The following is a 22,579-nucleotide window of genomic DNA, read 5'->3' on the forward strand; positions in this document are numbered from 1 at the left end:
GGTGCCCCGTCGCTCAGTCCGTCGCCGCGCGGGTGACCGACCCCCAGAGGGAGTCGACCCAGGGCAAATCGGTGGGTTCGGCAGTCGATCCCTCCCCCGTGCTCTCCTCCAGGCCCTCGCCGCCCTTGACGAGGTAGCGGGTCTCGCCCGGCATCACGAGGAAGATCCGCTCGCGGGCCTGCTGCTTCACGAAGGCAGGATCGTCCCAGCGTGCGAGTTCCGAGGTGTAGTCGGCCTGTTCCTGCTGCTGCCGGGCGATGTCCGCCCGGAGGGCGTCGAGCTCGGTCTGCTGCTGCAGGTAGCGGCTCACGGACGGCGCCAGCAGCACGATCACGGCGACGAGGACGACGGCGAGGGCGAGCAGGCGTCCCGAGAAGGCCTTCGCCGGGATAGGTGTCGCTTCCTCGGCCGGTTCGATGACCGACTCCGCCCGCCTCGACCCGAGCCGCCCGCGCCGGATGGCGCCGGCCAGCTGGGACCGTTCCGCCGCCCGGGCCGCGGACGCCGACGGAGCCGGGGCCCCGGCGACGTCCGGTCGCGGTGGACGGGCCGACGACGTCGCGCCGGCGCGGGGTGCGCCGGAGGCACCCGACCCCGCTGCCGCCCGCGGGTCCTTCGTCGCCGAAGGGCCAGCGGTGCGCTGTGCGGACGGCTTCCGCGGCGACGACCCGGCGGGCCGGGGTGTCGCCGGCGCGTGGCCGGCGGCACGGGAGCCGTGGGCAGGGGGCTGGCCCTTGGACGTGCCGGGACCCGGCCGCTCCTCCGCCGCTGGCGTCGGGCGGCCGGCTCGCGGCACGTTAGGGCGGCGGACGGTCATGGAGCTCCTCGTCGATGCTTTCGCGTGTGGTCGCGTGGGTCCTTCACAGGACCCGTCTAACGAGGGTAACCGCCCTCTCGATCAACTGCGGACGACTAGGCCGTGAAACGCGGGAAGGCGCTGCGACCGGCGTAGCGTGCGGCGTCGTCGAGCTCCTCCTCGATGCGGAGCAGCTGGTTGTACTTCGCGACGCGCTCGCTCCGGGCGGGTGCGCCGGTCTTGATCTGGCCGGCGTTGGTGGCCACGCAGATGTCGGCGATCGTGGTGTCCTCGGTCTCGCCGGAACGGTGCGAGGTGATCGTCGTGTAGCCGGCGCGCTGCGCCATCGAGATGGCATCCAGCGTCTCGGTCAGGGTGCCGATCTGGTTGACCTTGACCAGCAGCGAGTTCGCCGTCCCGGTGGAGATCCCCTTGGCGAGGCGCGTGGGGTTCGTGACGAAGAGGTCGTCGCCGACGATCTGCACCTTGTCGCCGATCGCGTCGGTGAGGTGCTTCCAGCCTTCCCAGTCGTCCTCGTCGAGGGGATCCTCGATGGAGACGAGCGGGTAGTCGCGGACGAGCTCCTCGAAGTAGGCGCTCATCTCCTGGGTGCTGAGGGACTTGCCCTCGAACTGGTATGCGCCGTCCTTGTAGAACTCGGACGCGGCGACGTCGAGCGCGAACGCGATGTCGGTGCCGGGGGTGTAGCCGGCGCGCTCGATGGCCGTGGTGATGAGGTCCAGTGCGTCGCGGTTGGACGGCAGGTTCGGGGCGAAGCCGCCCTCGTCGCCGAGACCCGTGGCCAGGCCCTTCTCCTTCAGCACGGACTTGAGCTCGTGGTACACCTCGACGCCCCAGCGGAGGCCCTCGGAGTAGGTCTGCGCACCGAGGGGCACGATCATGAACTCCTGGATGTCGACGTCGGAGTCCGCGTGGGACCCGCCGTTGAGGATGTTCATGAGCGGGACGGGCAGCACGTGCGCGTTCGGGCCGCCGAGGTAGCGGTACAGCGGGAGGGTCGAGGACTCCGCGGCGGCGCGGGCGATGGCCAGGGAGACGCCGAGCATCGCGTTGGCGCCCAGGTTGGACTTGTTCTCGGTGCCGTCCAGGTCGATCATCGCCTGGTCGATCGCACGCTGGTCGGCGGCGTCGAACCCGAGGAGGGCCGGCTGGATCTGCTCGATGACGGCTTCGACGGCCTGCAGGACGCCCTTCCCGAGGTAGCGGTCCTTCTCGCCGTCGCGGCGCTCGTTCGCTTCGAACGCGCCGGTGGAGGCCCCGGAGGGGACGGCTGCGCGGCCGAAGGTGTCGTCGTCGAGCAGGACCTCGACCTCGACCGTGGGGTTGCCGCGGGAATCGAGGATTTCCCTCGCGTGGATGGCATCGATGATGGCCATGGAATAGCTCCTCTTCGTTGGAGTGTAAGGATCACATCCTGTTGGACGTCTTTGTCAGGGCAACGGAGGTGTTGCTCCCAGCCTAGTTCACGTGCGTCCCGCCGGTGCCGTGGGTCACGCGGTTGTGACGCGGCCTGCGGGCCTGCGGACCGGATCCGGACTCATGCCCCGTCGAGGGCATCCCGCTGGTAGTCGAGCACGGCGCGGCGCAGGGCACGCTCCGGGTCGAGGCCCGCGCCGAGGGCCCGGCGGACCAGTGCGAGCAGTTCCAGGCCGAGCTCGGCCTCGTCCCCGGCCTCGTTCCCGGGCTCATCCCCGGCTGGTGGCTCCTGCCGGTCCTCCCCCGCGCGCCCGAGGGCCTTCGCGGCGAAGGCCAGGGCGGGGAGGTGGTGCGGGATGCCGTCGAACGGCGAGGTGCGGGCCGGCCGCTCCCGGGCCTTCACGGCCTGCCACATGGCGACGATCCCGTCGATCGACGGCGGCACCGCGGCACGCCCGTCGGGGTCGGCTGCGGCGGCGTCTGCGGCGGCGGCGTCGGCACGCCCGTCGGGGTCGGCTGCGGCGCGGAGGCTCCCGTCCCCGGCGAACACGTGCGGGTTCCGGCGCACCAGTTTGTCGGTGAGCCCTTCCGCCACCTCGGCGAAGCCGAAGGAGCCCGCCTCGGCCCGGAGCTGCGCATGGAGGACCACCTGGAACAGGACGTCGCCGAGCTCGCCCCGCAGTTCGTCGAGAAGCGCCCGGTCCGGGGTCCCGGCCCGCGCGACGTCGTCGACCGCCTCGTAGAGCTCGTACGTCTCCTCCACGAGGTACTCGAGCAGGGCAGCGTGGTCGAGGGCGGCCGTCCACGGGCAGTGGCTGCGGAGCAGGGCGACCACCTCGATGAGCCGCTCGACCGCCGCGCCCGGGGAGTTCCCGGGCGCGGCGTCGCGTGCTGCCGTGGCGTCCGTCACCCGGTGGTTCAGGCGGAGGCCTGCCGGGCGGCGGCGTCGAAGCGCTGCGCGATGTGCTCGGCGAGGGCCTCGCGGTCCTCGAGCGGCAGGAACGCGGCGTCGACGGCGTTCAGGGTGAGCTCCAGGAGGTCGCCGAGGTCGTACCCGAAGGTCTCGACGAGCAGCTCGAACTCACCGGTCAGCGTCACGCCGCTCATGAGCCGGTTGTCGGTGTTGACGGTGACCTTGAAGCCCAGCTGGTAGAGCAGGTCGAAGGGGTGCGCGTCGATGGTGTCGCCGAAGGCCTCGATGGCCCCGGTCTGCAGGTTCGACGACGGGCACAGCTCGAGCGCGATCCCCCGGTCCCGCACCCACGACGCGACCAGGCCGAGGTTCGCGATGCCCACCTCTTCGCCGTCGGCGGCCTGCTCGTCCGCCGATTCCTCGATCTCGATGTCCTCGGCGATACGGACGCCGTGGCCGAGGCGCAGGGCGCGGCCGGCGACGAGCGCGTCCCGGATGCTGTCGAGGCCTGCCGCCTCTCCCGCGTGGACGGTCACGGGGAACTGCTCGGAGGCCAGGAAGGTTAACGCATCGGCGAAGCGGGACGCCGGGAAGCCGTTCTCCGCACCGGCGATGTCGAAGCCGACGGCACCGCGGTCGCGGTGGCGGAGGGCGAGCTCGGCGATCTCCTGGCCGCGGTCGGCATGACGCATCGCCGTGATGAGCTGGCCCACCTGGATGACGCGGCCGGCGGCGATTGCTGCTGCGGCGCCTGCCTCGAGCCCCTCCTGCACGGCCTCGACGGCCTCGTCGAGGCTCAGGCCCTGCTGCGTGTGCTGCTCGGGGGCCCAGCGGACCTCAGCGTAGACGACGCCGTCGAGCGCGAGGTCCTCGACGAACTCCCGGGCCACCCGGATGAGCCCGTCGCGCGTCTGCATGACGGCGATCGTGTGGTCGAACGTCTCGAGGTACCGCTCGAGGGATCCGGAGTCCGCGGATTCGCGGAACCAGGCACCGAGCGACTCGGCGTCGGACGCCGGCAGCTTATGGCCGACCGCGGCGGCGAGCTCGAGGATGGTGGCCGGCCGCAGCCCGCCGTCGAGGTGGTCGTGGAGGGAGACCTTCGGGAGGGTCAGGATGTCGATGGCAGCGTCGGAGACGGCGTCGTTCTGGGTCTGGGTCACGCTGCCCAGCCTACGCGATGCGCATCGGCGCGGGCCGTCCCGGGCCGGCCGGCGGCGGGGTCCCGGCCCCGGCCGGTCGGCCTCCCGGGCGGGATACGCAGCGGCCGGCCTCACCCGGGGATGGGGCCGGCCGCACGTGCGCCGGGGGTCCCCCGGCCGGGCGTCCGCCTAGGCGATGCGGTCGATGATGAGCTGCTGAGCGGGCCGCGATCCCTCGGGCGCGATCACGACGGCGTCCGCCAGCGCCTCGCGCGCACGCCCGAACCTGTCGGGGGTGTCGGTGAGGAGCGTCATCAGGGGCTCGCCCGCGCGCACCGTGGCCCCGGGCTTCGCGTGCATCCGCACGCCGGCGCCCGCCTGCACCTGGTCCTCCTTGCGGGCGCGGCCGGCGCCGAGGCGCCACGCGGCCACGCCCACGGCCAGCGCGTCCAGGCCCACGAGGACGCCGTCGGCGGGAGCGAGGATGACCTCGGACTCCTTCGCGACCGGCAGGGCCGCGCGCGGGTCGCCGCCCTGCGCCTCGATCATCCTGTTCCACACGTCCATGGCGCGGCCGTCCTTCAGGGCGGCGGCGGGATCGGCGTCGCGGACGCCGGCGCAGGCGAGCATCTCCTCCGCGAGGCGGACGGTGAGCTCGACGACGTCGGACGGTCCGCCGCCGGCGAGGACCTCGACCGACTCCTCGACCTCGATGGCGTTGCCGGCGGTGAGGCCCAGCGGGGTGCTCATGTCGGTCAGGAGTGCCACGGTGTTGACGCCGGCGTCCTTGCCGAGGGCCACCATGGTCTCGGCGAGCTCGCGGGCCTGGTCGACGTCCTTCATGAAGGCACCGCTGCCCACCTTGACGTCGAGGACGAGCGAGCCGGTGCCCTCCGCGATCTTCTTGCTCATGATCGAGGACGCGATGAGGGGGATCGCCTCGACGGTGCCGGTGACGTCGCGGAGCGCGTACAGCTTCTTGTCGGCGGGCGCCAGGCCGGTGCCGGCCGCGCAGATGACCGCGCCCACCTCCGCGAGCTGGCGCAGCATGTCCTCGTTGCTGAGATGCGCCTGCCAGCCGGGGATGGATTCGAGCTTGTCCAGGGTCCCGCCGGTGTGCCCGAGGCCCCGGCCGGACAGCTGCGGCACGGCGACGCCGAAGACGGCGACCAGCGGGGCGAGCGGCAGGGTGATCTTGTCCCCCACCCCTCCGGTGGAGTGCTTGTCACTCGTCGGGCGGCCGAGCGAGGAGAAGTCCATGCGCTCGCCCGAGGCGATCATCGCCGCCGTCCAGCGCGAGATCTCGGCACGGTCCATGCCGTTGAGGAGGATCGCCATGTTGAGGGCGGCCATCTGCTCGTCGGCGATGGCGCCGCGGGTGTAGGCGTCGATGGTCCAGTCGATCTGCTCGGGCGAGAGGGTGCCGTGGTCACGCTTGATACGGATGATGTCGACGGCGTCGAAGGCTTCGGTCATGGAGGATCCTCGGATCTGTTCGGGGCGTGTACGCGATGGGAAGGATGGGGCGGGGCGCGACCGGTCCGGCCGCGCCCCGTCGGAGGGGGTGCTCAGGCGAGGTGCTGCGGCCCGAAGGCGTCCGGCAGGACCTCGTCCATGGTGCGGACGCCGCTGACGGTCAGGAGCACCATGTCCGGTGCCCGGAACTCGTACAGCAGCTGGCGGCAGCGTCCGCACGGCATGAGGGTGTTGCCCTCGCCGTCCACGCAGCTGAAGGCCCGGATGCGCCCGCCGCCGCTCATGGCGAGCGCACTGACGAGCGCGCACTCGGCGCACAGCGTCAGTCCGTAGGACGCGTTCTCCACGTTGCAGCCGGAGATGATCCGGCCGTCGTCGAGGAGTGCCGCCGCTCCGACGGGGAACTTCGAATAGGGGACGTAGGCGTTCTTCATCGCCGCCGTCGCGGTGGCGGTGAGGGTGTCCCAGGGGATCCCATCGGGGGTCGTGGTCTCGGTCATGGCGGGTGCTCCTAGCCCTTGATGTACGGGATGCCGCTGGCTCCGGGCGCCCTCGAGCGGCCCACGAGGCCCGCGACGGCGAAGACCGTCACGACGTAGGGCAGCATGCGCAGGAACTGGTCCGGCACCGGTGTGCCGAGCAGGCTGAGCACGTTGGACAGGTTCGTGGCGAAGCCGAACAGCAGCGCCGCGAAGAACGCACCGATCGGATTCCACCGGCCGAAGATCATGGCGGCCAGGGCGATGTAGCCCGCGCCCGCCGTCATGTCGCGCCCGAAGCCCGAGACGGCGACGAGCGTGAAGAAGGACCCGCCGATGCCCGCGACGACGCCGGCGAGCAGCACGTTCGTGAAGCGCATCCGGTTGACGTTGACGCCCAGGGTGTCGGCGGCCTTCGGGTGTTCCCCGACCGCGCGGGTGCGCAGGCCCCAGCGGGAATGGAAGAGCGCCACGTAGATGACGGCGACCGCCACGTACATCAGGTAGCCGACGATGGTCTGCTCGAAGAGGATCGGCCCGATCACGGGGAGGTCCGAGAGCAGCGGGATCTCGATGATGGGCAGGCGCGGCGGCGAGTTCCACCGCTCCGGGTCCTCGGTGAGGAGGGCGGAGAACAGGAAGCCGGTGAGCCCGGACACCAGCACATTGAGCACGACACCGACGATCACCTGGTTGACGACGTAGCGGATGCTGAAGATCGCCAGGACGAGCGACACGAGGACGCCGGCGACGGCGGCGGCGAAGAGGCCGACGAACGCGCTGCCGGACAGGGACCCGGCGACGGCGGCCGCGAAGGCGCCGAACAGCAGCTGCCCCTCGATGGCGATGTTGACCACGCCGGAGCGCTCGCACAGGATGCCCGAGAGCGACCCGAAGATCAGCGGGACCGCGAGGGTCACCGAACCGGCGAGCAGGCCGTAGAGGGCCACGTTCGGCGTGCGGGCGCTGCCCACCACCCAGGTCAGGAAGGCGATGAGGAACAGGACGGCGAACACGGCCGGCACCCACGCGGGCACTTTCCGGCCGGAGCGCGTCCGCAGGAACGCGATGGCGGCGAGGGCGAGCATCCCGAGGGCGGCGATCCAGCCGACGACGGGCGCCGACACCACGATCGGGGGCAGGACCATCGCGTCGCCGTCCTCCGAGAGGCGGAACGTGACGTCGTTGTCCGGGGCCCCGATGGCGAAGACCAGGAGGGAGAAGAGCGCCACGACGGCGAGGATGATCGGGGTCTTCCAGGTACGCACTCCGGCATCGCCGGCATCGCGGGCGCCGCGCGCGGGCGCTTCGGTGGTTGCTGTGCTCATGCTGCTGCTCCGGTCGAGGCTGGCGTGCGGGTCGTGGAGCCGCCCTTGCCGGTGCGGGGGGCGCCGGGTGAGGGGAGGCGGAACAGCGCGCGGACGAGCGGCGGCGCTGCGATGAAGAGGACGATGAGCGATTGCACCACGAGGACGATGTCGATGCTGGTGCCGGTCGACGCCTGCATGGTCACCCCGCCGGCACGGAACGCGCCGAACAGGATGCCCGCCGCGAAGGTGCCCCACGGCGTGGACCGCCCGAGCAGGGCGACGGTGATCGCGTCGAAGCCGAAGCTCGCAGCGACTCCCGAGGTCAGCACCTTCTCGGTGCCGGACACCTGCGCCACGCCCGCGAGTCCCGCGAGGGCACCGGCGATGGCCATCGCCAGGATGTAGCCCTTGCTGACGTTGATGCCCGCGGTGCGGGCGGCGCTCGAGTTGGCGCCGATGGCGCGCAGCTCGAAGCCGACCGTCGAGCGGTTGAGCAGCCATGCCACGAAGAACGTCGCGAGGACCGCGACGACGAAGCCCCAGTGCAGGCGGAACCCGGCGCCGAGCAGCGGCGGGTAGAGCGCCGTCGCGTCGAGCTGCGGGCTGATGGGGTTCGTGGACCCCGGCCGCTGGAACGCCGGGGTACTCAGGAAGTAGAGGACCAGGTTGACGGCGATGTAGTTGAACATGATGGTCAGGATGACCTCGTGGGCGCCGGTGCGGGCCTTGAGGACACCGACGAGCCCGGCCCAGATCGCACCGCCGACCATGCCGGCGAGGATCACCAGGAGCAGGTGGATGCCGGCCGGGAGGTCGAGCGTGAAGCCGACCCAGGCCGCGAAGGTCGCGCCGATGAGGATCTGGCCCTGCGCACCGATGTTGAACAGGCCGGCACGGAACGCGAGCGCCACACCCAGGCCCGCGCAGATGAGCGGCGTGGCGACCGTCAGCGTCTGGGTCAGGGGGTAGATCATCCGGGCGAAGGTCTCCCCCTGGAAGTTGAACACCGCGCCCTGGAAGAGGGCGATGTACGCGCCCGACGCCGCTGCCCAGCCTGCCGCCAGGGTGTCCTGGGGCCGACTGAAGAAGTACGACGACGCCCGGGCCACGTTCTCGTCGGTGACCGCGATGAGGAGGCCGCCGAGGATCAGGGAGAGGACCACGGACAGGAAGGCGACGAGCGCGTTGCCGGTCACCACGCGCTGCAGGAGCGTCGACTCCGTGGCGGGTCCGCTGCCGGGACCGGCTGCGGAGGCCGGTACGGCGGGAGGGGGCAGTGCCCCTCCGGCCGTCTCGACCGCGTTCCCGAGCCGCGCCTCGTCCTGGCGTGCGGTCTCCTTCGCTTCCCGACGGCTCAGCGGAGCGTCGCCGTCGGTCGCCGGCGTGGCCGGCCTGTCGTCCTGCGGGCTCACAGGTTTCCTCCTTGAACGTCGTGTGCCTGGGCCAGTGCTTCGTCGCCGGGCATGCCGGCCATCATCAGGCCGAGGACATCCCGCGACACCGTGCCGGGCACGATGCCCATCAGGCGTCCGCGGTACAGCACCGCGATCCGGTCGGCCAGTTCCAGGACCTCGTCGAGCTCGGTCGAGACGATGATGACGGGGGTGCCGCCGTCGCGCTCCGCGACGATGCGCCGGTGCAGGAACTCGATGGATCCGACGTCGACGCCGCGGGTCGGCTGGGAGGCGATGAACAGTTTGAGCGGCCGCGAGAACTCGCGGGCCATGACGACCTTCTGCTGGTTCCCGCCGGACAGCGTGCCCGCCGGCGCGGATGCGGACTGCGTCCGGATGTCGTACTCCGCGATCTTCTCCTCGGCGTTCTTCTCGATGACCGCGGGCGACATGGACATGCCCCGGGCGAAGGGGGCGGCGTCGTAGCGGTTCAGGACGAGGTTCTCGGCGACCGTGAACGTGCCGACGAGGCCGTCCACGCTGCGGTCCTCGGGGACGAATCCGACGCCGGCGCGGATGACGTCCTTGACCCTGCGGCCCAGGAGTTCCTCGCCGTCGAGGGTGATCGAACCCGTGACGTGGTCCTGGAGCCCCATGATGGCCTCGGTCAGCTCGGTCTGCCCGTTGCCCTGGACACCGGCGATGGCGAGGATCTCGCCCTGCGCCACCTCGAAGCTGAGTCCGTCCACGACGCGCTGCCCGTTGGCCGCCTGGACCGTGAGGTCGTGGACCTTGAAGGTCACCTCGCCGGGGGTCGCGGGCTTCTTCTCTAGCGTGAGGTTGACCGATCGCCCCACCATGAGGGACGCGAGCTCGGTGGTCGGTGCGCTCGGGTCGGCCGTGCCGACGACCTTCCCGCGGCGGATGACGGTGATGACGTCGGAGACGGCCTTCACCTCGCGGAGCTTGTGCGAGATGAAGACGATGGACTTCCCATCGGCCTTGAGCTGCCCCATGATGCCGAGCAGTTCGTCGGTCTCCTTGGGCGTCAGCACGGCGGTGGGCTCGTCGAGGATCAGCACCTCGGCGTCGCGCACGAGGGCCTTGATGATCTCGACGCGCTGCTGGACGCCGACGGGCAGGTCCTCGACCACGGCATCGGGATCGACGTCGAACCCGTACTGGTCGGAGATCTGCCGGATGCGCGTGCGCGTCTTCTGCAGGTCGAGCATGCCGCCCGCCTTCGTGGCCTCGTTGCCGAGGGCCACGTTCTCCGCGACGGTGAAGACCGGCACGAGCATGAAGTGCTGGTGCACCATGCCGATACCGGCGGCCATGGCGTCGCCGGGCCCCTTGAAGGTCACCGGCTCGTCGTCGACGAGGATCTGGCCCTCGGTGGGGTCGTACAGTCCGTACAGCACATTCATGAGCGTCGACTTCCCGGCCCCGTTCTCACCGAGCAGGCTGTGCACCTGTCCCGGTTCGACGACGAGATCGATGGAGTCGTTGGCGACGAGCGATCCGAAGCGCTTCGTGATGCCGATCAGTTCGAGTTTCACAACTCATCCAACCTGTTCTGTTCTCTTGTCGTGTCCTGACTCGTCGCTGGTCGAGCGGAAGCCACGTGAAGGATACCGGGCGGGGCCTCGGGGCACCCACCGGCGTCAAACGCAAACCGCCCTCCTCCCGGCGTGAACCCGCGGGAGGAAGGCGGTCCTGGTGCGTTGCCGTGCTACTTCGGGCTGGCGGCCGAATCGACCGTGATCTCGCCCGAGACGATCTGGTCCTTCAGCCCGTCGAGCGTCGACTGGAGGTCGGCGGGGACGTTGGCCTCCTGGTCGTGGAACGGCGCCAGTGCGACGCCGCCGTTCTCCAGGGTGCCCACGTACGGGGTGTTGTCGAAGTTGCCCTCGACGTCGGTGCTGATGACGTCCTCGACGGCGTCGCCCATGAGCTTCATGACCGAGGTGAGGATGAACTCCTCGCCCTTGCCGGCGGTCTCGTAGCCGTCCGAGTCGACCCAGATGGCCTTGACGTCCTTGCCGCCCGCGTTGGCCTCGATGACGGCGTCGAGCGTGCCGGAGCCGACCGGACCGGCGACGGGCATGATGATGTCGGCGCCTTCGTTGATGAAGTTCTGGGTGTTGGTCTTGCCTGCGGCCTGGTCCTCGAAGTTGCCAACGAAGGTGCCGTTCTGGCTCTCCTTGTCCCAGCCGAGGAGCTGGACGTCGCCGCCGGTCTCCTCGTTGAAGTAGGTGACGCCGTCGGCGAAGCCGTCCATGAAGATGGTCACGGTCGGGATGTTGATGCCGCCGAACGTGGCCACCTTGCCGGTCTCGCTGGTCGCTGCCGCTGCATAGCCGGCCAGGAATGCGGCCTGCGCCGTGTCGTAGATGATCGGCTTGACGTTCGGCAGGTCGATCGAGTTGTCGTCGACGATCGCGAAGTTCGCCTCGGTGTTCTGCTCGGCCGCGGCCTTCGTGGTGTCGGCGAGCAGGAAGCCCACGGTGACGGTCAGGTTGCAGCCGGCCTGGACCATGCTGTCGACGTTCGGGCCGAAGTCGGTCTCGGCCTGCGACTCGGCCTGGTTGGTCTTGATGCCGAGGTCCGTCTCGGCCTTCTTCAGGCCCTCGTAGCTGGACTGGTTGAACGAGCGGTCGTCGAATCCGCCGGAGTCGGAGACGATGCAGCCGAGGTAGTCGGCATTCGCCTCGGCGCTCGAGCCGCCTCCGGACGACTCCGCTGCCGGGGGTGCCCCGCAGCCGGAGAGGACGAGGGCCGATACGCCCAGAACGGCGGCGGACAGGCCGGTGCCGCGCGAAATTCTGCGCAGTGAATTCTTCAAAATGCCTCCAGGAGAGAAATGCGCCACGAGAAGGAATGCCAGCGAGTGTCCATCCCGGGTCACGACTGATCCGAGGCTCTGTTGTCGCTGGAAAGACCGTGGCGCCGCGACACCGTCGGTGCAGCACGTATGCGAACATCCTAAGGGCCAAGTGACGGGGAACACTACACGGGCGCACCGCGCGTGGCGATCGTTTGGATTTCGTTATGCACAGGGCACTGAGCACCTGTCCCGGGGCGCCCGGACCCGCCTCTACCCGTCGGCGTCGAGCACGGTCTGCAGGGCGGCGGCGGTCATGACACGGACGCCGTACTCGATGGCCCGCTCGTCCGGCCTGTAGTCGCCGCGGTGCAGGTCGTAGGTCTCCCCGCCCGGCGTGCGGGTACCCAGGCGCATCATGGCGCCGGGCACCTCCTGGGTCATCCAGGCGAAGTCCTCGCCCCCCATGGACTGCGGTGTCAGGACGACGGCGCCCGGGCCGAGCTCGGCGCGGGCCGCGGCCTCGAGCAGGCCGGTCTCCGCCTCCTGGTTCACCACGGGGGGCACGCCGCGGGTGTGCTCCAGCTTCACGGTCACGCCGAAGGGCGCCGCGACCTCGCGGACGGCACGGTCGAGCAGCTCGCCCGCGGATTTCCAGGCGTCGGCGTCGAGGCACCGCAGCGTCCCCGACATGTAGCCGTGCGCCGGGATCGCGTTGGGTGCGGACCCGGCGTGGATCTGTCCCCACACGAGGGAGACGGCGCTGCGCACGTCGATCCGCCGGGAGAGCACGGCCGGGACGTTCACGGCGATGGACGCCAGCGCGAACACGAGGTCCTCGGTCAGGTGCGGGCGGGAGGTGTGGCCGCCGCGACCGCTGAGCTCGACGCGGATGGTGTCCGACGCCGACGTGATGGCGCCGATGCGCGTGCCGACGAGGCCGACGTCGATCCTCGGGTCGCAGTGCAGCGCGAGGATCCGGGGCAGGCCGGTGAGCACCCCCTGGGCGATCACGTCCAGGGCGCCGCCGGGCATCATCTCCTCGGCGGGCTGGAAGATGATCCGCACCGTGCCCGGCAGGGGCTGCTCGCGGTCGAGGTCCGCGAGGACGAGGGCGACGCCGAGCATCACCGTGGCGTGGATGTCGTGGCCGCAGGCGTGGGTCACGCCGGTCGAGGCCGACGCGTAGGGAAGGCCCGTCTCCTCGATGATCGGCAGGGCGTCGATGTCCGCGCGTAGGCCGAGGCGGAGCGGTCCCCGGCCGATGTCCACGACGACGCCGGTGCCCTCCAGCCGCTGCGGGACGAGTCCCGCCTGCCGGAGCCGCGCGATGAGCAGGTCCGTGGTGCGGTGTTCCTTGAAGGACAGCTCGGGGTGGCGGTGGATGTCACGCCGGATGCCGGTCAGCTCATCGAGCAACAGGTCGAGGGATGCACCTGCCCGTGAGGCAGCCGAACTCTGGGTGCTGAACGTTTCCACGTCCTCAGCCTACCGACCGGCGGCCCGGAGGCGGCACTTCATCGCCCCGGTGCCGGTATCGGCCGATTGCTTGCCTCCTAGAGCACGTCGGTGTCACCGCTGGCGCGGAGCCTCTCGACGGCCGTCTTGACCTCCTGCGCGTGCTCCTTGGTGGTGACGAGCAGGGCGTCGGGGGTGTCCACGATGACGACGTCGTCGATCCCGATCAGCGCGATCACCCGCTTGGTGTCCGAGACGACGATGCCCGAGGCGTTCTCGGAGAAGACGCGCGCCCCCTCCCCCATCACCGTGAGCTCGCTGTTCTCCTCGGCCGGGTTCAGCCGGCCGATGGCCGCGAAGTCGCCGACGTCGTCCCAGCTGAACTCGCCGGGGATCATGGCGACGTCGCCCGCGGCGGCCGCCGGCTCTGCGACGGCGTAGTCGATGGCGATCTTCGGCAGCGTCGGCCAGACGCGGCGGGCCACCTCGACGCGGCGCGGCGTGTCCCAGGCCTCCGCGATCTCGGTGAGGCCAGCGTAGAGCTCGGGCTCGTTGGCGGACAGGTGCTTGAGCATGAGGTCCACGGGCGCCACGAACATGCCGGCGTTCCAGGAGTAGTTGCCGCTCTCGATATAGCCGTCGGCGACGTCCTGCGAGGGCTTCTCCACGAATTCGATGACGGCGTGCGCGCTCGGCGCCCCGTCCACGGCGAGGGGCTCACCGGCGCGGATGTACCCGAAACCGGTCGACGCGTGGGTCGGTTTGATGCCGATGGTCACGATGAAACCGCGGGCGGCCGTGTGGATGGCCTCGCGGACCGCGTCCTGGAACACGTCGACCGGCGAGATCACCTGGTCGGCGGCGAAGGACCCCATGATGATGCGCGGGTCCCTCCGGTGGAGGATGGCGGCGGCGAGCCCGATCGCTGCACCGGAATCCTTCGGCTCCGACTCGAGGACCAGGTTCAGGTCCTCGATCTCAGGGAGCTGCTCGAGCACCGCGCGCCGGTGGACGACGCCGGTGACCACCATGATCCGACCGTCGCAGAGCGGACGGAGGCGGTCGTAGGTGGCGCGGATCAGGGTGCTGCCGGAACCCGTGAGGTCGTGCAGGAACTTGGGCGCCGCCGCCCGCGAGAGCGGCCACAGCCGTGTGCCGGTGCCTCCGGCGGGGATCACGCCATGGAAGCGCGCGAGCGCATCGTCCGCGGGGTCGGTGTCAGGGGTGTGGGCAGCCGCCCTCTCAGTACTCATCCATTCCACGGTAACCGACGCACCCCGGGCAGGGGATCCTCCCGCGGGGGCGGCCGACCGCCGGGCGTCGACCACCGGTGTCGACGCCGGTGTTAACAACGTCACAGGTGAGGGGTGCCTACATTGAACCGGAAATGTCACCGCCCTAGATTATTCTTATCTGAAGAGTGCTGTCGCACCGGCGTAATCCCTGCGTATATCGCGCTAACGCCCTCGCGATGCAGGGAGGTCAATTCAATGCCGAAGACGAAGACACTGTCACCAACAGGCACCCTCTACCGTGGCCGGGAAGGCCAATGGTCCTGGGTTGCCCACCGCATCACCGGGGTCGTGATTTTCTTCTTCCTCCTCGTCCATGTCCTGGACACCTCGCTCGTGCGGGTCTCGCCGGAGGCCTACGACGCCGTCATCGCCTCCTACAAGAACCCGATCATGGGCCTCGGTGAGCTCGGCCTCGTCGCCGCGATCGTCTTCCACGCCTTCAACGGCATCCGCGTGATCCTCGTGGACTTCTGGAAGAAGGGTCCCAAGTACCACCGCCAGATGCTCTGGAGCGTCGTCGGCCTCTGGGCGGTCGTCATGATCGCCTTCTCGATCCGCCATCTCTCGCACGTCTTCGGAGGTTAGTACGCCATGGCTACGCCAACCATAGAAAGCCCCCGCTCCGGCCGGGTGTCCCCAGGCTACTCCCGCACCTCCGGCTCCCGCGGCAACTTCGAGATGATCGCCTGGCTGTTCATGCGCATCTCGGGAGCCATCCTGGTGGTGCTGATCTTCGTGCACCTCTACGTCAACCTCGTCGCGGGTGACGGCATCAGCGGCATCGACTTCGGGTTCGTCGCCGGGAAGTGGGCCAGCCCCATCTGGCAGATCTGGGACCTGACGATGCTGTGGCTGGCCATGCTGCACGGCACCAACGGCATCCGGGTCATCATCAACGACTACGCGGAGAAGAACAGCACGCGCATGTGGCTGAAGGGTGTCCTGTACACCTCGACCGTCGTCATCGTGGTCCTCGGCACGCTCGTGATCTTCACCTTCGATCCCTGCCCCGTGGTCAACGGTGTAGCCCACGTCGCGGACTACTGCCCCGCCCCGTAACACCTGCCGCAGGCCGGCAGTCCCCGCATGTGGGCCCACCGTGGCGCACTCATGCACCCACAACGGTTCCAACAGAAAGAGCGACCAGCATGCAGGTCCACAAGTACGACGTCGTCATCGTCGGCGCTGGCGGCGCAGGAATGCGCGCGGCCATCGAGTCCGGCCAGCGCGCACGCACCGCCGTCCTGACGAAGCTCTACCCCACCCGCTCGCACACCGGGGCCGCACAGGGTGGCATGTGTGCGGCACTCGCCAATGTCGAAGAGGACAACTGGGAGTGGCACACGTTCGACACCGTCAAGGGCGGCGACTACCTCGTCGACCAGGACGCTGCCGAGGTCATGGCGAAGGAAGCCATTGAAGCCGTCCTCGACCTCGAGAAGATGGGCCTGCCGTTCAACCGCACGCCCGAGGGACGCATCGACCAGAGGCGTTTCGGCGGCCACACCCGCGACCACGGCAAGGCACCCGTCCGCAGGTCCTGCTACGCGGCCGACCGCACGGGGCACATGATCCTCCAGACGCTGTACCAGAACTGCGTCAAGCACAACGTCGAGTTCTACAACGAGTACTACGTGCTGGACCTCCTCCTGGTCGACCAGGAGGTCCTGGTGGACGGCGAGACGCGCATCGAGAAGCGCGTCGCGGGCGTCGTCTCCTACGATCTCGCCTCGGGAGAGCTGCATATCTTCCAGGCGAAGTCCGTCGTCTTCGCCTCGGGCGGTGTCGGCAAGGTCTACAAGACCACCTCCAACGCCCACACCCTGACCGGTGACGGCATGGGCATCGCCTTCCGCCGCGGCATCCCCCTCGAGGACATGGAGTTCTTCCAGTTCCACCCGACGGGCCTCGCGGGCCTGGGCATCCTCCTCTCGGAGGCCGCCCGCGGCGAGGGTGCCATCCTCCGCAACTCGGAGGGCGAGCGGTTCATGGAACGCTATGCCCCCACCATCAAGGACCTCGCGCCGCGTGACATCGTCGCCCGGTCCATGGCGAACGAGGTGCGCGAGGGCCGCGGTGCCGGGCCGAACAAGGACTACGTCCTCCTCGACCTGACGCACCTGGAGCCCGCGCACATCGACGCGAAGCTGCCCGACATCACCGAGTTCGCCCGCACCTACCTCGGCGTGGAGCCCTACACGGAGCCGGTGCCGGTCTTCCCGACGGCGCACTATGCGATGGGTGGCATCCCGACCACCATCAAGGCCGAGGTCCTCTCGGACAACGACACCGTGGTCCCCGGCCTGTACGCCGCCGGCGAGGTGGCCTGCGTCTCCGTCCACGGGTCGAACCGCCTCGGCACCAACTCGCTGCTCGACATCAACGTGTTCGGGAAGCGGGCCGGCCTGGCCGCCGCCGAGTACGCCCTGACCGCCGACTTCGTCGACATCCCGGAGAACCCCACGGTCGAGACCGAGGAACTCCTGAACCGGGCGCGCAGCTCGGAGGGCGGGGAGCGCGTCGCGCTGATCCGCAAAGAACTGCAGGACATCATGGATGCCAACGTCCAGGTGTTCCGCACCGAGCAGACCCTCGTGGAGGCCCTGCGCGTGATCGATACGCTGGAGGAGCGCTACACGCGCATCACGGTGCAGGACAAGGGCAAGCGGTTCAACCTCGACCTGCTGGAAGCCGTGGAACTCGGGTTCCTCCTCGACATGGCGAAGGTCATGACCGCGGCGGCCCTGCACCGCAGGGAGTCCCGCGGCGGCCACTTCCGGGAGGACTTCCCCGAGCGTGACGACGAGAACTTCATGACCCATTCCATGGCCTACAAGGATCCGAGCGCCACCGAGACCAGTGGCGTCCGCCTTGAGACCAAACCGGTGATCTTCACCCGATACCAGCCCATGGAGCGTAAGTACTGATGAGCACCGAAACAATGGAGAAGGAGCCGGCCTCCAAGGTCGAGCTTGCGCCCGGCGTCGGCGGCGGCGGAGAGATCCCCACGTTCGACATCACCCTGAAGGTCCGCCGCTACAATCCCGAGGTGTCCGACGAGGCGCACTGGGACGAATGGCAGCTGACCATGTACGGCACCGACCGTGTGCTGGACGCCCTGCACAAGGTCAAGTGGGAGCACGACGGCTCCGTGTCCTTCCGGCGGTCGTGCGCCCACGGCGTCTGCGGCTCGGATGCGATGCGCATCAACGGCCGCAACCGGCTCGCCTGCAAGACGCTGCTGAAGGACCTCGACACGTCCAAGCCCATCCTCGTGGAACCCATCAAGGGACTCCCCGTGGAGAAGGACCTGATCGTGGATATGGAACCCTTCTTCCAGTCCTACCGCGAGATCATGCCGTTCCTGGTCAGCAAGGGCCACGAGCCCAGCAAGGAGCGACTGCAGTCCGCCGAGGAGCGCGACCGCTACGACGACACCACCAAGTGCATCCTGTGCGCCGCGTGCACGTCGTCCTGCCCCGTGTTCTGGACCGATGGCCAGTACTTCGGACCGGCCGCGATCGTCAACGCCCACCGCTTCATCTTCGACTCGCGGGACGACGCCGGGGACATGCGCCTGGAGATCCTCAATGACAAGGAGGGAGTCTGGCGCTGCCGGACCACCTTCAACTGCACCGAGGCCTGCCCCCGCGGCATCCAGGTCACGAAGGCCATCTCCGAGGTCAAGCAGGCGATCCTGACCCGCAAGATCTGATCCGGCACGCCGGGCACGATCCGGCGCTGCAGCACCTGGGAAAGGGCGGTCCGTCCCGACGGGCCGCCCTTTCTGCGTCCGGGTGGGCACGGCTGCCGGTCGGACGTCGCCGCACGCCGCCGCCCGTCGGGCTAGGTGCGGCTCCTCCGCCTGCTCCGCTGCCGCAGCGATCCGGCCTTGGCATGGTGCAGGCGCGCGGACTCGGCGGCCGCATCCGCCGTCCCCACGGCGCACCAGGCGGTCGCGAGCAGGTACACCTGGCTCAGCAGGTAGAACCAGACGAACAGGGCGACGACCACCGCGACCGACAGCAGGATCACGCTGTTGCCGAAGAGGCCGACGATCTGCGTCGAGAAGAACCGGAGCACCGAGGTCCCGATGCCTGCGATGAGCGCGCCCTGGAGGAGGATCGGCTTCGGCATCGTGATCGCGGAGGAGGATCGGAGCAGGACCACGACGACGAAGGTGTCCAGGAGGATCATGATCGCGAAGCCCGCGGCCTGGGTCAGCCCCTGGGTGGCCGCGCCCAGGTCGAGGAAGGAGAGCAGTGCCCCCAGGGTGTTGGTGGCGACCACGCCGAGCGCTGTCGTCACGAGCATCACGACCCCGAGCAGCGCGAGGGTGACGAGGTCCTTCGCCCAGAGGACGGGCGGCATCACGGCCACGGGACGCAGGCCGAACATCCCCCGCATCGCCTGGCGCATCCCCCCGATCCACCCGAGGGAGGTCACCACCATCACGCCCGCGGAGATGACGATGGTCCAGCCGAGGTTACTCGTGGCCTCGAACAGCGCGTCGGGCGTCACGAGGCCGGCGGCCCCCTCCCCCTGGTCGATCAGGCCCGGGACGGCCTGGTCGAGCAGGTCCACGGCGATGTCCTGCAGGTTCTCGTTCCCGGCGATGATGATGCCCAGGGCGGCGAACACGACCACCAGCAGGGCCGCGATGGCGAAGAAGAGGCGGTAGGCAAGACCCGCGGCCATGAGGGGGCCACGCCGGCGGAGATACAGCTGGAACACCCGCACCGCGCGGAAAGTATTGATGCGTGACAGGGCGAGATCCACCCGCGCGACGAGGAGTTCGACGCCGCCACCGCCTGAGCGGGTCAGCCGCCCGAGCCGGATCCGGGCTTCTGCGACCCTGCGGTGCAGCCCGGGCAGATCGGCCGGCGACGGCGGATCAACCGGCTGCGGCTTCGGAGCCGTCAGTACCTTGACCAAAGTACAGCTCCTCCCTCAGTTTCCAGAGGCCCGACGGTACGTGCTCATAGAGTCCCATGGATCGCACCTCGAACGAGGCCTCGAAGGTGCGCAGCTCCTCGACGGCGGCGTCCATGCCGGCGTCGGAGACATCGTGCGCCACGGTGACGTGCGGATGGAACGGGAAGTCGAGCTCACGCTCGAGCGGACCGGACTGCAGCCTGGCATGGAGATCCACGCACTCGTGGAAGCCCTCCACGAGCGTGAGGAAGACCACCGGGGAGACCGGCCGGAAGGACCCGGTGCCGAGGAGCCGGACGGTGAACGGGGCCTGGTCGCGGGCCACCGCGCGGACGTGGTCGATGGTCTCGTCCCAGTCCGTGGCCGGCGTCGTCGTGATGAGGGTGATGTGCGGCGGCACGACCGCCGCCATCGGGTCGCCGAAGGACGCCCGCCACAGCTCGAGGGTGCCGGCGAGGGGCTCGGGAATCGGGATGGTGACCCCCACGGAGCTACCGGTCACGCTGGAGAAGGACGAGTCTCCTACCGCTCCGCGGGGCTGGATGGTCGAGGCGCACATGGGTCAGAGGGACCCGGCGCCAGGAAGGAAGCCGACCCGCGCGTAGACCTCGGCGAGGGTGGGAGCGGCCAGGCTGCGGGCCTTCGCGGCGCCCTTGGCGAGCAGGCGATCGAGTTCCGCGGGGTCGGACAGCAGCTCCTCCGCCCGGCTGCGGACGGGGGTCAGGGCGTCCACCACCACCTCGGCGAGGTCCACCTTCAGGTGGCCGTACATGCGCCCCTCGTACTCGGCCTCGAGTTCCGCGACGGTCCGCCCGGACAGGCTGGAGTAGATCGCGAGGAGGTTGGAGATCCCGGGTTTCCCGGCCCTGTCGAAGCGGATCTCCGTTCCGGCATCGGTGACCGCGGACCGGATGCGCTTGGCGGTGACCTTCGGGTCGTCGAGGAGGTTGATGAGCCCGGCCGGGGACGAGGCGGACTTCGACATCTTCGCCGTCGGGTTCTGCAGGTCGTAGATCTTCGCGGAGCCCTTCTGGATAAAGGGTTCCGGCACCACGAACGTCTCACCGAACCGCGTGTTGAACCGCTGCGCCAGGTCGCGGCTGAGCTCCACGTGCTGGCGCTGGTCCTCGCCCACCGGGACCCCGTCCGGCTGGTAGAGGAGGATGTCCGCGGCCTGGAGGACCGGGTAGGTGAACAGGCCCACGCTCGCGGCATCCGTCCCCTGCTTCGAGGCCTTGTCCTTGAACTGCGTCATGCGCGAGGCTTCACCGAATCCGGTGATGCAGTTCAGCACCCAGGCGAGCTGGGTGTGTTCCGGGACGTGCGACTGCACGAAGAGCGTCGCCCGGTCCGGGTCGACGCCGCCCGCGATGTACTGTGCGGCGGTGAGCCGGGTGCGGTGCGCCAGTTCCTGCGGGTCCTGCGGCACCGTGATGGCGTGCAGGTCGGGGATGAAGAAGACGGCGTCGTAGGTCTCCTGCAGGCGCACCCACTGGACGAGCGCGCCGAGGTAGTTGCCGAGGTGCAGGGAACCCGCCGAGGGCTGCATGCCCGAGAGGATGCGCTGCCGCCGGTCCGGGTGCGCGGCGGGCGTGGGGTGTGTCATGGAAGCTGTCCTGAATCTAGATCTGGTAGTCGACGACGAGCGGCGCGTGGTCCGAGAACCTCGTGTCCCAGCTCGGCGCCCTGTCGACGTCGGAGGTCACGGCGCTCGTGGCGAGGGCCCGGGTGGCCAGCTGGTAGTCGATCCGCCAGCCGGTGTCGTTGTCGAACGCCTTGCCGCGCCAGGACCACCAGGTGTAGGGGCCGTCGACATCGCCCGCGAGGTGGCGTGCCACGTCCACGAAGCCGCAGTCGTCCGAGAAGAAGCGGTCGAAGTACGCCCGCTCCTCGGGAAGGAAGCCCGCGTTCCTGATGTTGCCCTTCCAGTTCCGGATGTCGAGCCGGGTGTGGCCCACGTTCAGGTCCCCCATGACCACGGCGTGGTCGGCGCCGTCGCGTAGCTGGGGCAGACGGGTGGCCATGGCGTCGAGGAAGCGGTACTTGTCGTCCTGCTTCTGCGTGCCGACCTCTCCCGAGTGGACGTAGGCGCTCACGACGGTGAGGTGTGCGCCGTTAACGTCGAAGTCGGCCTCCACCCAGCGGCCGGACGTGTCGAAGTAGGAGTCGCCGATCGTGGTCCGCGTCGCCGTCGGCTGCTGCCGGGAGGCGACGGCCACCCCGGCGCGTCCCTTGGCCTCGGCCTCGGTATGTAGGATGTGCCAGCCCTCGCCCAGCAGGGTCCGGAGGACGGCGTCGGGGGCCCGGACCTCCTGCAGGCAGAGGATGTCGATGTCCCGCCCGTCCAGCCAGTCCTGCATCCCACGCTTGTAGGCGGCGCGGATCCCGTTGACGTTGACCGAGGCGATGCGCAGGGGTTTCTGTGGGGGATTCGAAGCCGGACTCACCCGATCAACTGTACCCGGCAGGGTATTCCGATTCATCCGGGGGGAGGGCCCCTCAGTCGACAATGGTGCCCTCGACGGGCCCCTCGGTGGAGCCCTTCATCATGGAGCGGGCGTTGTGCGAGGTGATCTCGATCGTCTCGAGGGCCCGCTCGACCATGCCTTCGTCCCTGCCGAGGTACTCCCTGACCACGCCGACCTGCACCTGGACGATCTTGAAGCTGTGATCGAGCTTCAGGTCCCGGGCCCGGTCCGAGGTGACGGGCCGCGCCGGGCCCTGCCCCGACGGACCCTGCCCGGCCGGCCCGAAGACCCCCTGGGCCTCCAGGCGCGCCGTCGCCTTCCGCGCCGCTCCCCGGAGGCTGAAGACCACATAGCTGAAGACGAGGAGCCACCCGAGCGAGACGATCACCACCAGCCAGCCGACGACGTCGTTCTGGTTCGCCGCGAACACCACAGCGACCAGGAACACGATCAGCATGACGGCCATCCCTGCACTGCCCGTGCCGATGCGACTCCGGCCCGCGGGCCTCCCATTACTCCCTAATGACTGCATCCCACCATTCTCGCGCATCGGCAGCGGCGCCCCCGGTGCTTCCACCGCGGGCGAACTGTCAGGCTTTGATAAGTTTCCTTCCAGAATTCCCATCCGTGATGGCAGTCACCCCGAAGTACA

21 protein-coding genes are annotated in these 22,579 nt (G+C 69.5%); 4 read left to right on the forward strand and 17 right to left on the reverse strand.

The genetic code is table 11. The features are described 5' to 3' along the window. Nucleotides 1-13 precede the first annotated feature (13 nt). From IWX63_RS03775 to IWX63_RS03830, 12 genes are all read right to left on the reverse strand, one after another. On the reverse strand, nt 14-817 hold the full coding sequence (locus tag IWX63_RS03775) for an FtsB family cell division protein (protein ID WP_199276786.1): 804 nt from the start codon (nt 815-817) through the stop codon (nt 14-16). A 95-nt stretch (nt 818-912) separates the two neighbouring features. Beyond that, on the reverse strand, nt 913-2,193 hold the full coding sequence (gene eno, locus IWX63_RS03780; protein WP_199276787.1) for a phosphopyruvate hydratase: 1,281 nt from the start codon (nt 2,191-2,193) through the stop codon (nt 913-915). A gap of 161 nt (nt 2,194-2,354) precedes the next feature. After that, nucleotides 2,355-3,143: a MazG nucleotide pyrophosphohydrolase domain-containing protein gene (locus IWX63_RS03785; protein ID WP_199276788.1), complete on the reverse strand. Its 789-nt coding sequence runs from the start codon at nt 3,141-3,143 to the stop codon at nt 2,355-2,357. Between the two features lie 8 nt (nt 3,144-3,151). Further along, on the reverse strand, nt 3,152-4,309 hold the full coding sequence (locus IWX63_RS03790; RefSeq protein WP_199276789.1) for an adenosine deaminase: 1,158 nt from the start codon (nt 4,307-4,309) through the stop codon (nt 3,152-3,154). A gap of 168 nt (nt 4,310-4,477) precedes the next feature. Next, nucleotides 4,478-5,764, reverse strand: coding sequence for a thymidine phosphorylase (locus IWX63_RS03795; protein WP_199276790.1), 1,287 nt, complete (start codon nt 5,762-5,764; stop codon nt 4,478-4,480). A gap of 92 nt (nt 5,765-5,856) precedes the next feature. Next, complete coding sequence (locus IWX63_RS03800; RefSeq protein WP_199276791.1) at nt 5,857-6,264, reverse strand: cytidine deaminase; 408 nt, start codon at nt 6,262-6,264, stop codon at nt 5,857-5,859. A gap of 11 nt (nt 6,265-6,275) precedes the next feature. Then, entirely contained in the window at nt 6,276-7,571 is a 1,296-nt protein-coding gene (locus IWX63_RS03805) for an ABC transporter permease (RefSeq protein WP_199276792.1), read from the reverse strand. Then, on the reverse strand, nt 7,568-8,965 hold the full coding sequence (locus IWX63_RS03810; protein ID WP_442859091.1) for an ABC transporter permease: 1,398 nt from the start codon (nt 8,963-8,965) through the stop codon (nt 7,568-7,570). The genes IWX63_RS03805 and IWX63_RS03810 overlap by 4 nt, the downstream gene beginning before the upstream one ends. Next, entirely contained in the window at nt 8,962-10,506 is a 1,545-nt protein-coding gene (locus IWX63_RS03815; protein ID WP_199276793.1) for an ABC transporter ATP-binding protein, read from the reverse strand. The genes IWX63_RS03810 and IWX63_RS03815 overlap by 4 nt, the downstream gene beginning before the upstream one ends. 173 nt (nt 10,507-10,679) lie before the next feature. Further along, complete coding sequence (locus IWX63_RS03820; protein WP_199276794.1) at nt 10,680-11,792, reverse strand: BMP family lipoprotein; 1,113 nt, start codon at nt 11,790-11,792, stop codon at nt 10,680-10,682. Nucleotides 11,793-12,044: 252 nt separating this feature from the next. Beyond that, nucleotides 12,045-13,250, reverse strand: coding sequence for an amidohydrolase (locus tag IWX63_RS03825; protein WP_199276795.1), 1,206 nt, complete (start codon nt 13,248-13,250; stop codon nt 12,045-12,047). Between the two features lie 77 nt (nt 13,251-13,327). Then, nucleotides 13,328-14,482: a mannose-1-phosphate guanylyltransferase gene (locus IWX63_RS03830; protein WP_199276796.1), complete on the reverse strand. Its 1,155-nt coding sequence runs from the start codon at nt 14,480-14,482 to the stop codon at nt 13,328-13,330. Between the two features lie 237 nt (nt 14,483-14,719). Here IWX63_RS03830 and sdhC point away from each other — a divergent pair, with 237 nt between their 5' ends. The 4 genes from sdhC (at nt 14,720) to IWX63_RS03850 (ending at nt 18,239) form a co-directional block, all read left to right on the forward strand. After that, entirely contained in the window at nt 14,720-15,109 is a 390-nt protein-coding gene (gene sdhC / locus IWX63_RS03835) for a succinate dehydrogenase, cytochrome b556 subunit (RefSeq protein ID WP_199276797.1), read from the forward strand. A 6-nt stretch (nt 15,110-15,115) separates the two neighbouring features. Then, on the forward strand, nt 15,116-15,583 hold the full coding sequence (locus tag IWX63_RS03840) for a succinate dehydrogenase hydrophobic membrane anchor subunit (protein WP_199276798.1): 468 nt from the start codon (nt 15,116-15,118) through the stop codon (nt 15,581-15,583). Between the two features lie 89 nt (nt 15,584-15,672). Then, entirely contained in the window at nt 15,673-17,451 is a 1,779-nt protein-coding gene (sdhA, locus tag IWX63_RS03845; protein ID WP_199276799.1) for a succinate dehydrogenase flavoprotein subunit, read from the forward strand. Then, on the forward strand, nt 17,451-18,239 hold the full coding sequence (locus tag IWX63_RS03850; protein ID WP_199276800.1) for a succinate dehydrogenase iron-sulfur subunit: 789 nt from the start codon (nt 17,451-17,453) through the stop codon (nt 18,237-18,239). Before sdhA ends, IWX63_RS03850 begins: the two co-directional genes overlap by 1 nt. 131 nt (nt 18,240-18,370) lie before the next feature. Here the strand turns inward: IWX63_RS03850 and IWX63_RS03855 are convergent, their stop codons facing one another. From IWX63_RS03855 to IWX63_RS03875, 5 genes are read right to left on the reverse strand one after another with little or no spacing between them, the layout of a single operon-like run. Further along, complete coding sequence (locus IWX63_RS03855; RefSeq protein WP_199276801.1) at nt 18,371-19,459, reverse strand: YihY/virulence factor BrkB family protein; 1,089 nt, start codon at nt 19,457-19,459, stop codon at nt 18,371-18,373. Next, nucleotides 19,419-19,961 (reverse strand): 2'-5' RNA ligase family protein, encoded by a 543-nt coding sequence (locus tag IWX63_RS03860; protein ID WP_334685605.1) that lies wholly within the window; start codon nt 19,959-19,961, stop codon nt 19,419-19,421. Before IWX63_RS03860 ends, IWX63_RS03855 begins: the two co-directional genes overlap by 41 nt. A gap of 60 nt (nt 19,962-20,021) precedes the next feature. Beyond that, nucleotides 20,022-21,065 carry a tryptophan--tRNA ligase gene (gene trpS, locus IWX63_RS03865; RefSeq protein ID WP_199276803.1) on the reverse strand — a complete coding sequence of 348 codons (1,044 nt, stop codon included), beginning with the start codon at nt 21,063-21,065 and terminating at the stop codon, nt 20,022-20,024. Nucleotides 21,066-21,081: 16 nt separating this feature from the next. After that, the gene (locus tag IWX63_RS03870; RefSeq protein WP_334685606.1) at nt 21,082-21,906 is read right to left on the reverse strand and encodes an exodeoxyribonuclease III; all 825 of its coding nucleotides are present in this window, start codon (nt 21,904-21,906) and stop codon (nt 21,082-21,084) included. Between the two features lie 52 nt (nt 21,907-21,958). After that, nucleotides 21,959-22,459: a hypothetical protein gene (locus tag IWX63_RS03875; protein WP_199276805.1), complete on the reverse strand. Its 501-nt coding sequence runs from the start codon at nt 22,457-22,459 to the stop codon at nt 21,959-21,961. Nucleotides 22,460-22,579 lie beyond the last annotated feature (120 nt).

Origin of the sequence: Arthrobacter sp. CAN_A2 (assembly GCF_015752045.1) — a bacterium.
GTDB lineage: Bacteria > Actinomycetota > Actinomycetes > Actinomycetales > Micrococcaceae > Arthrobacter_D.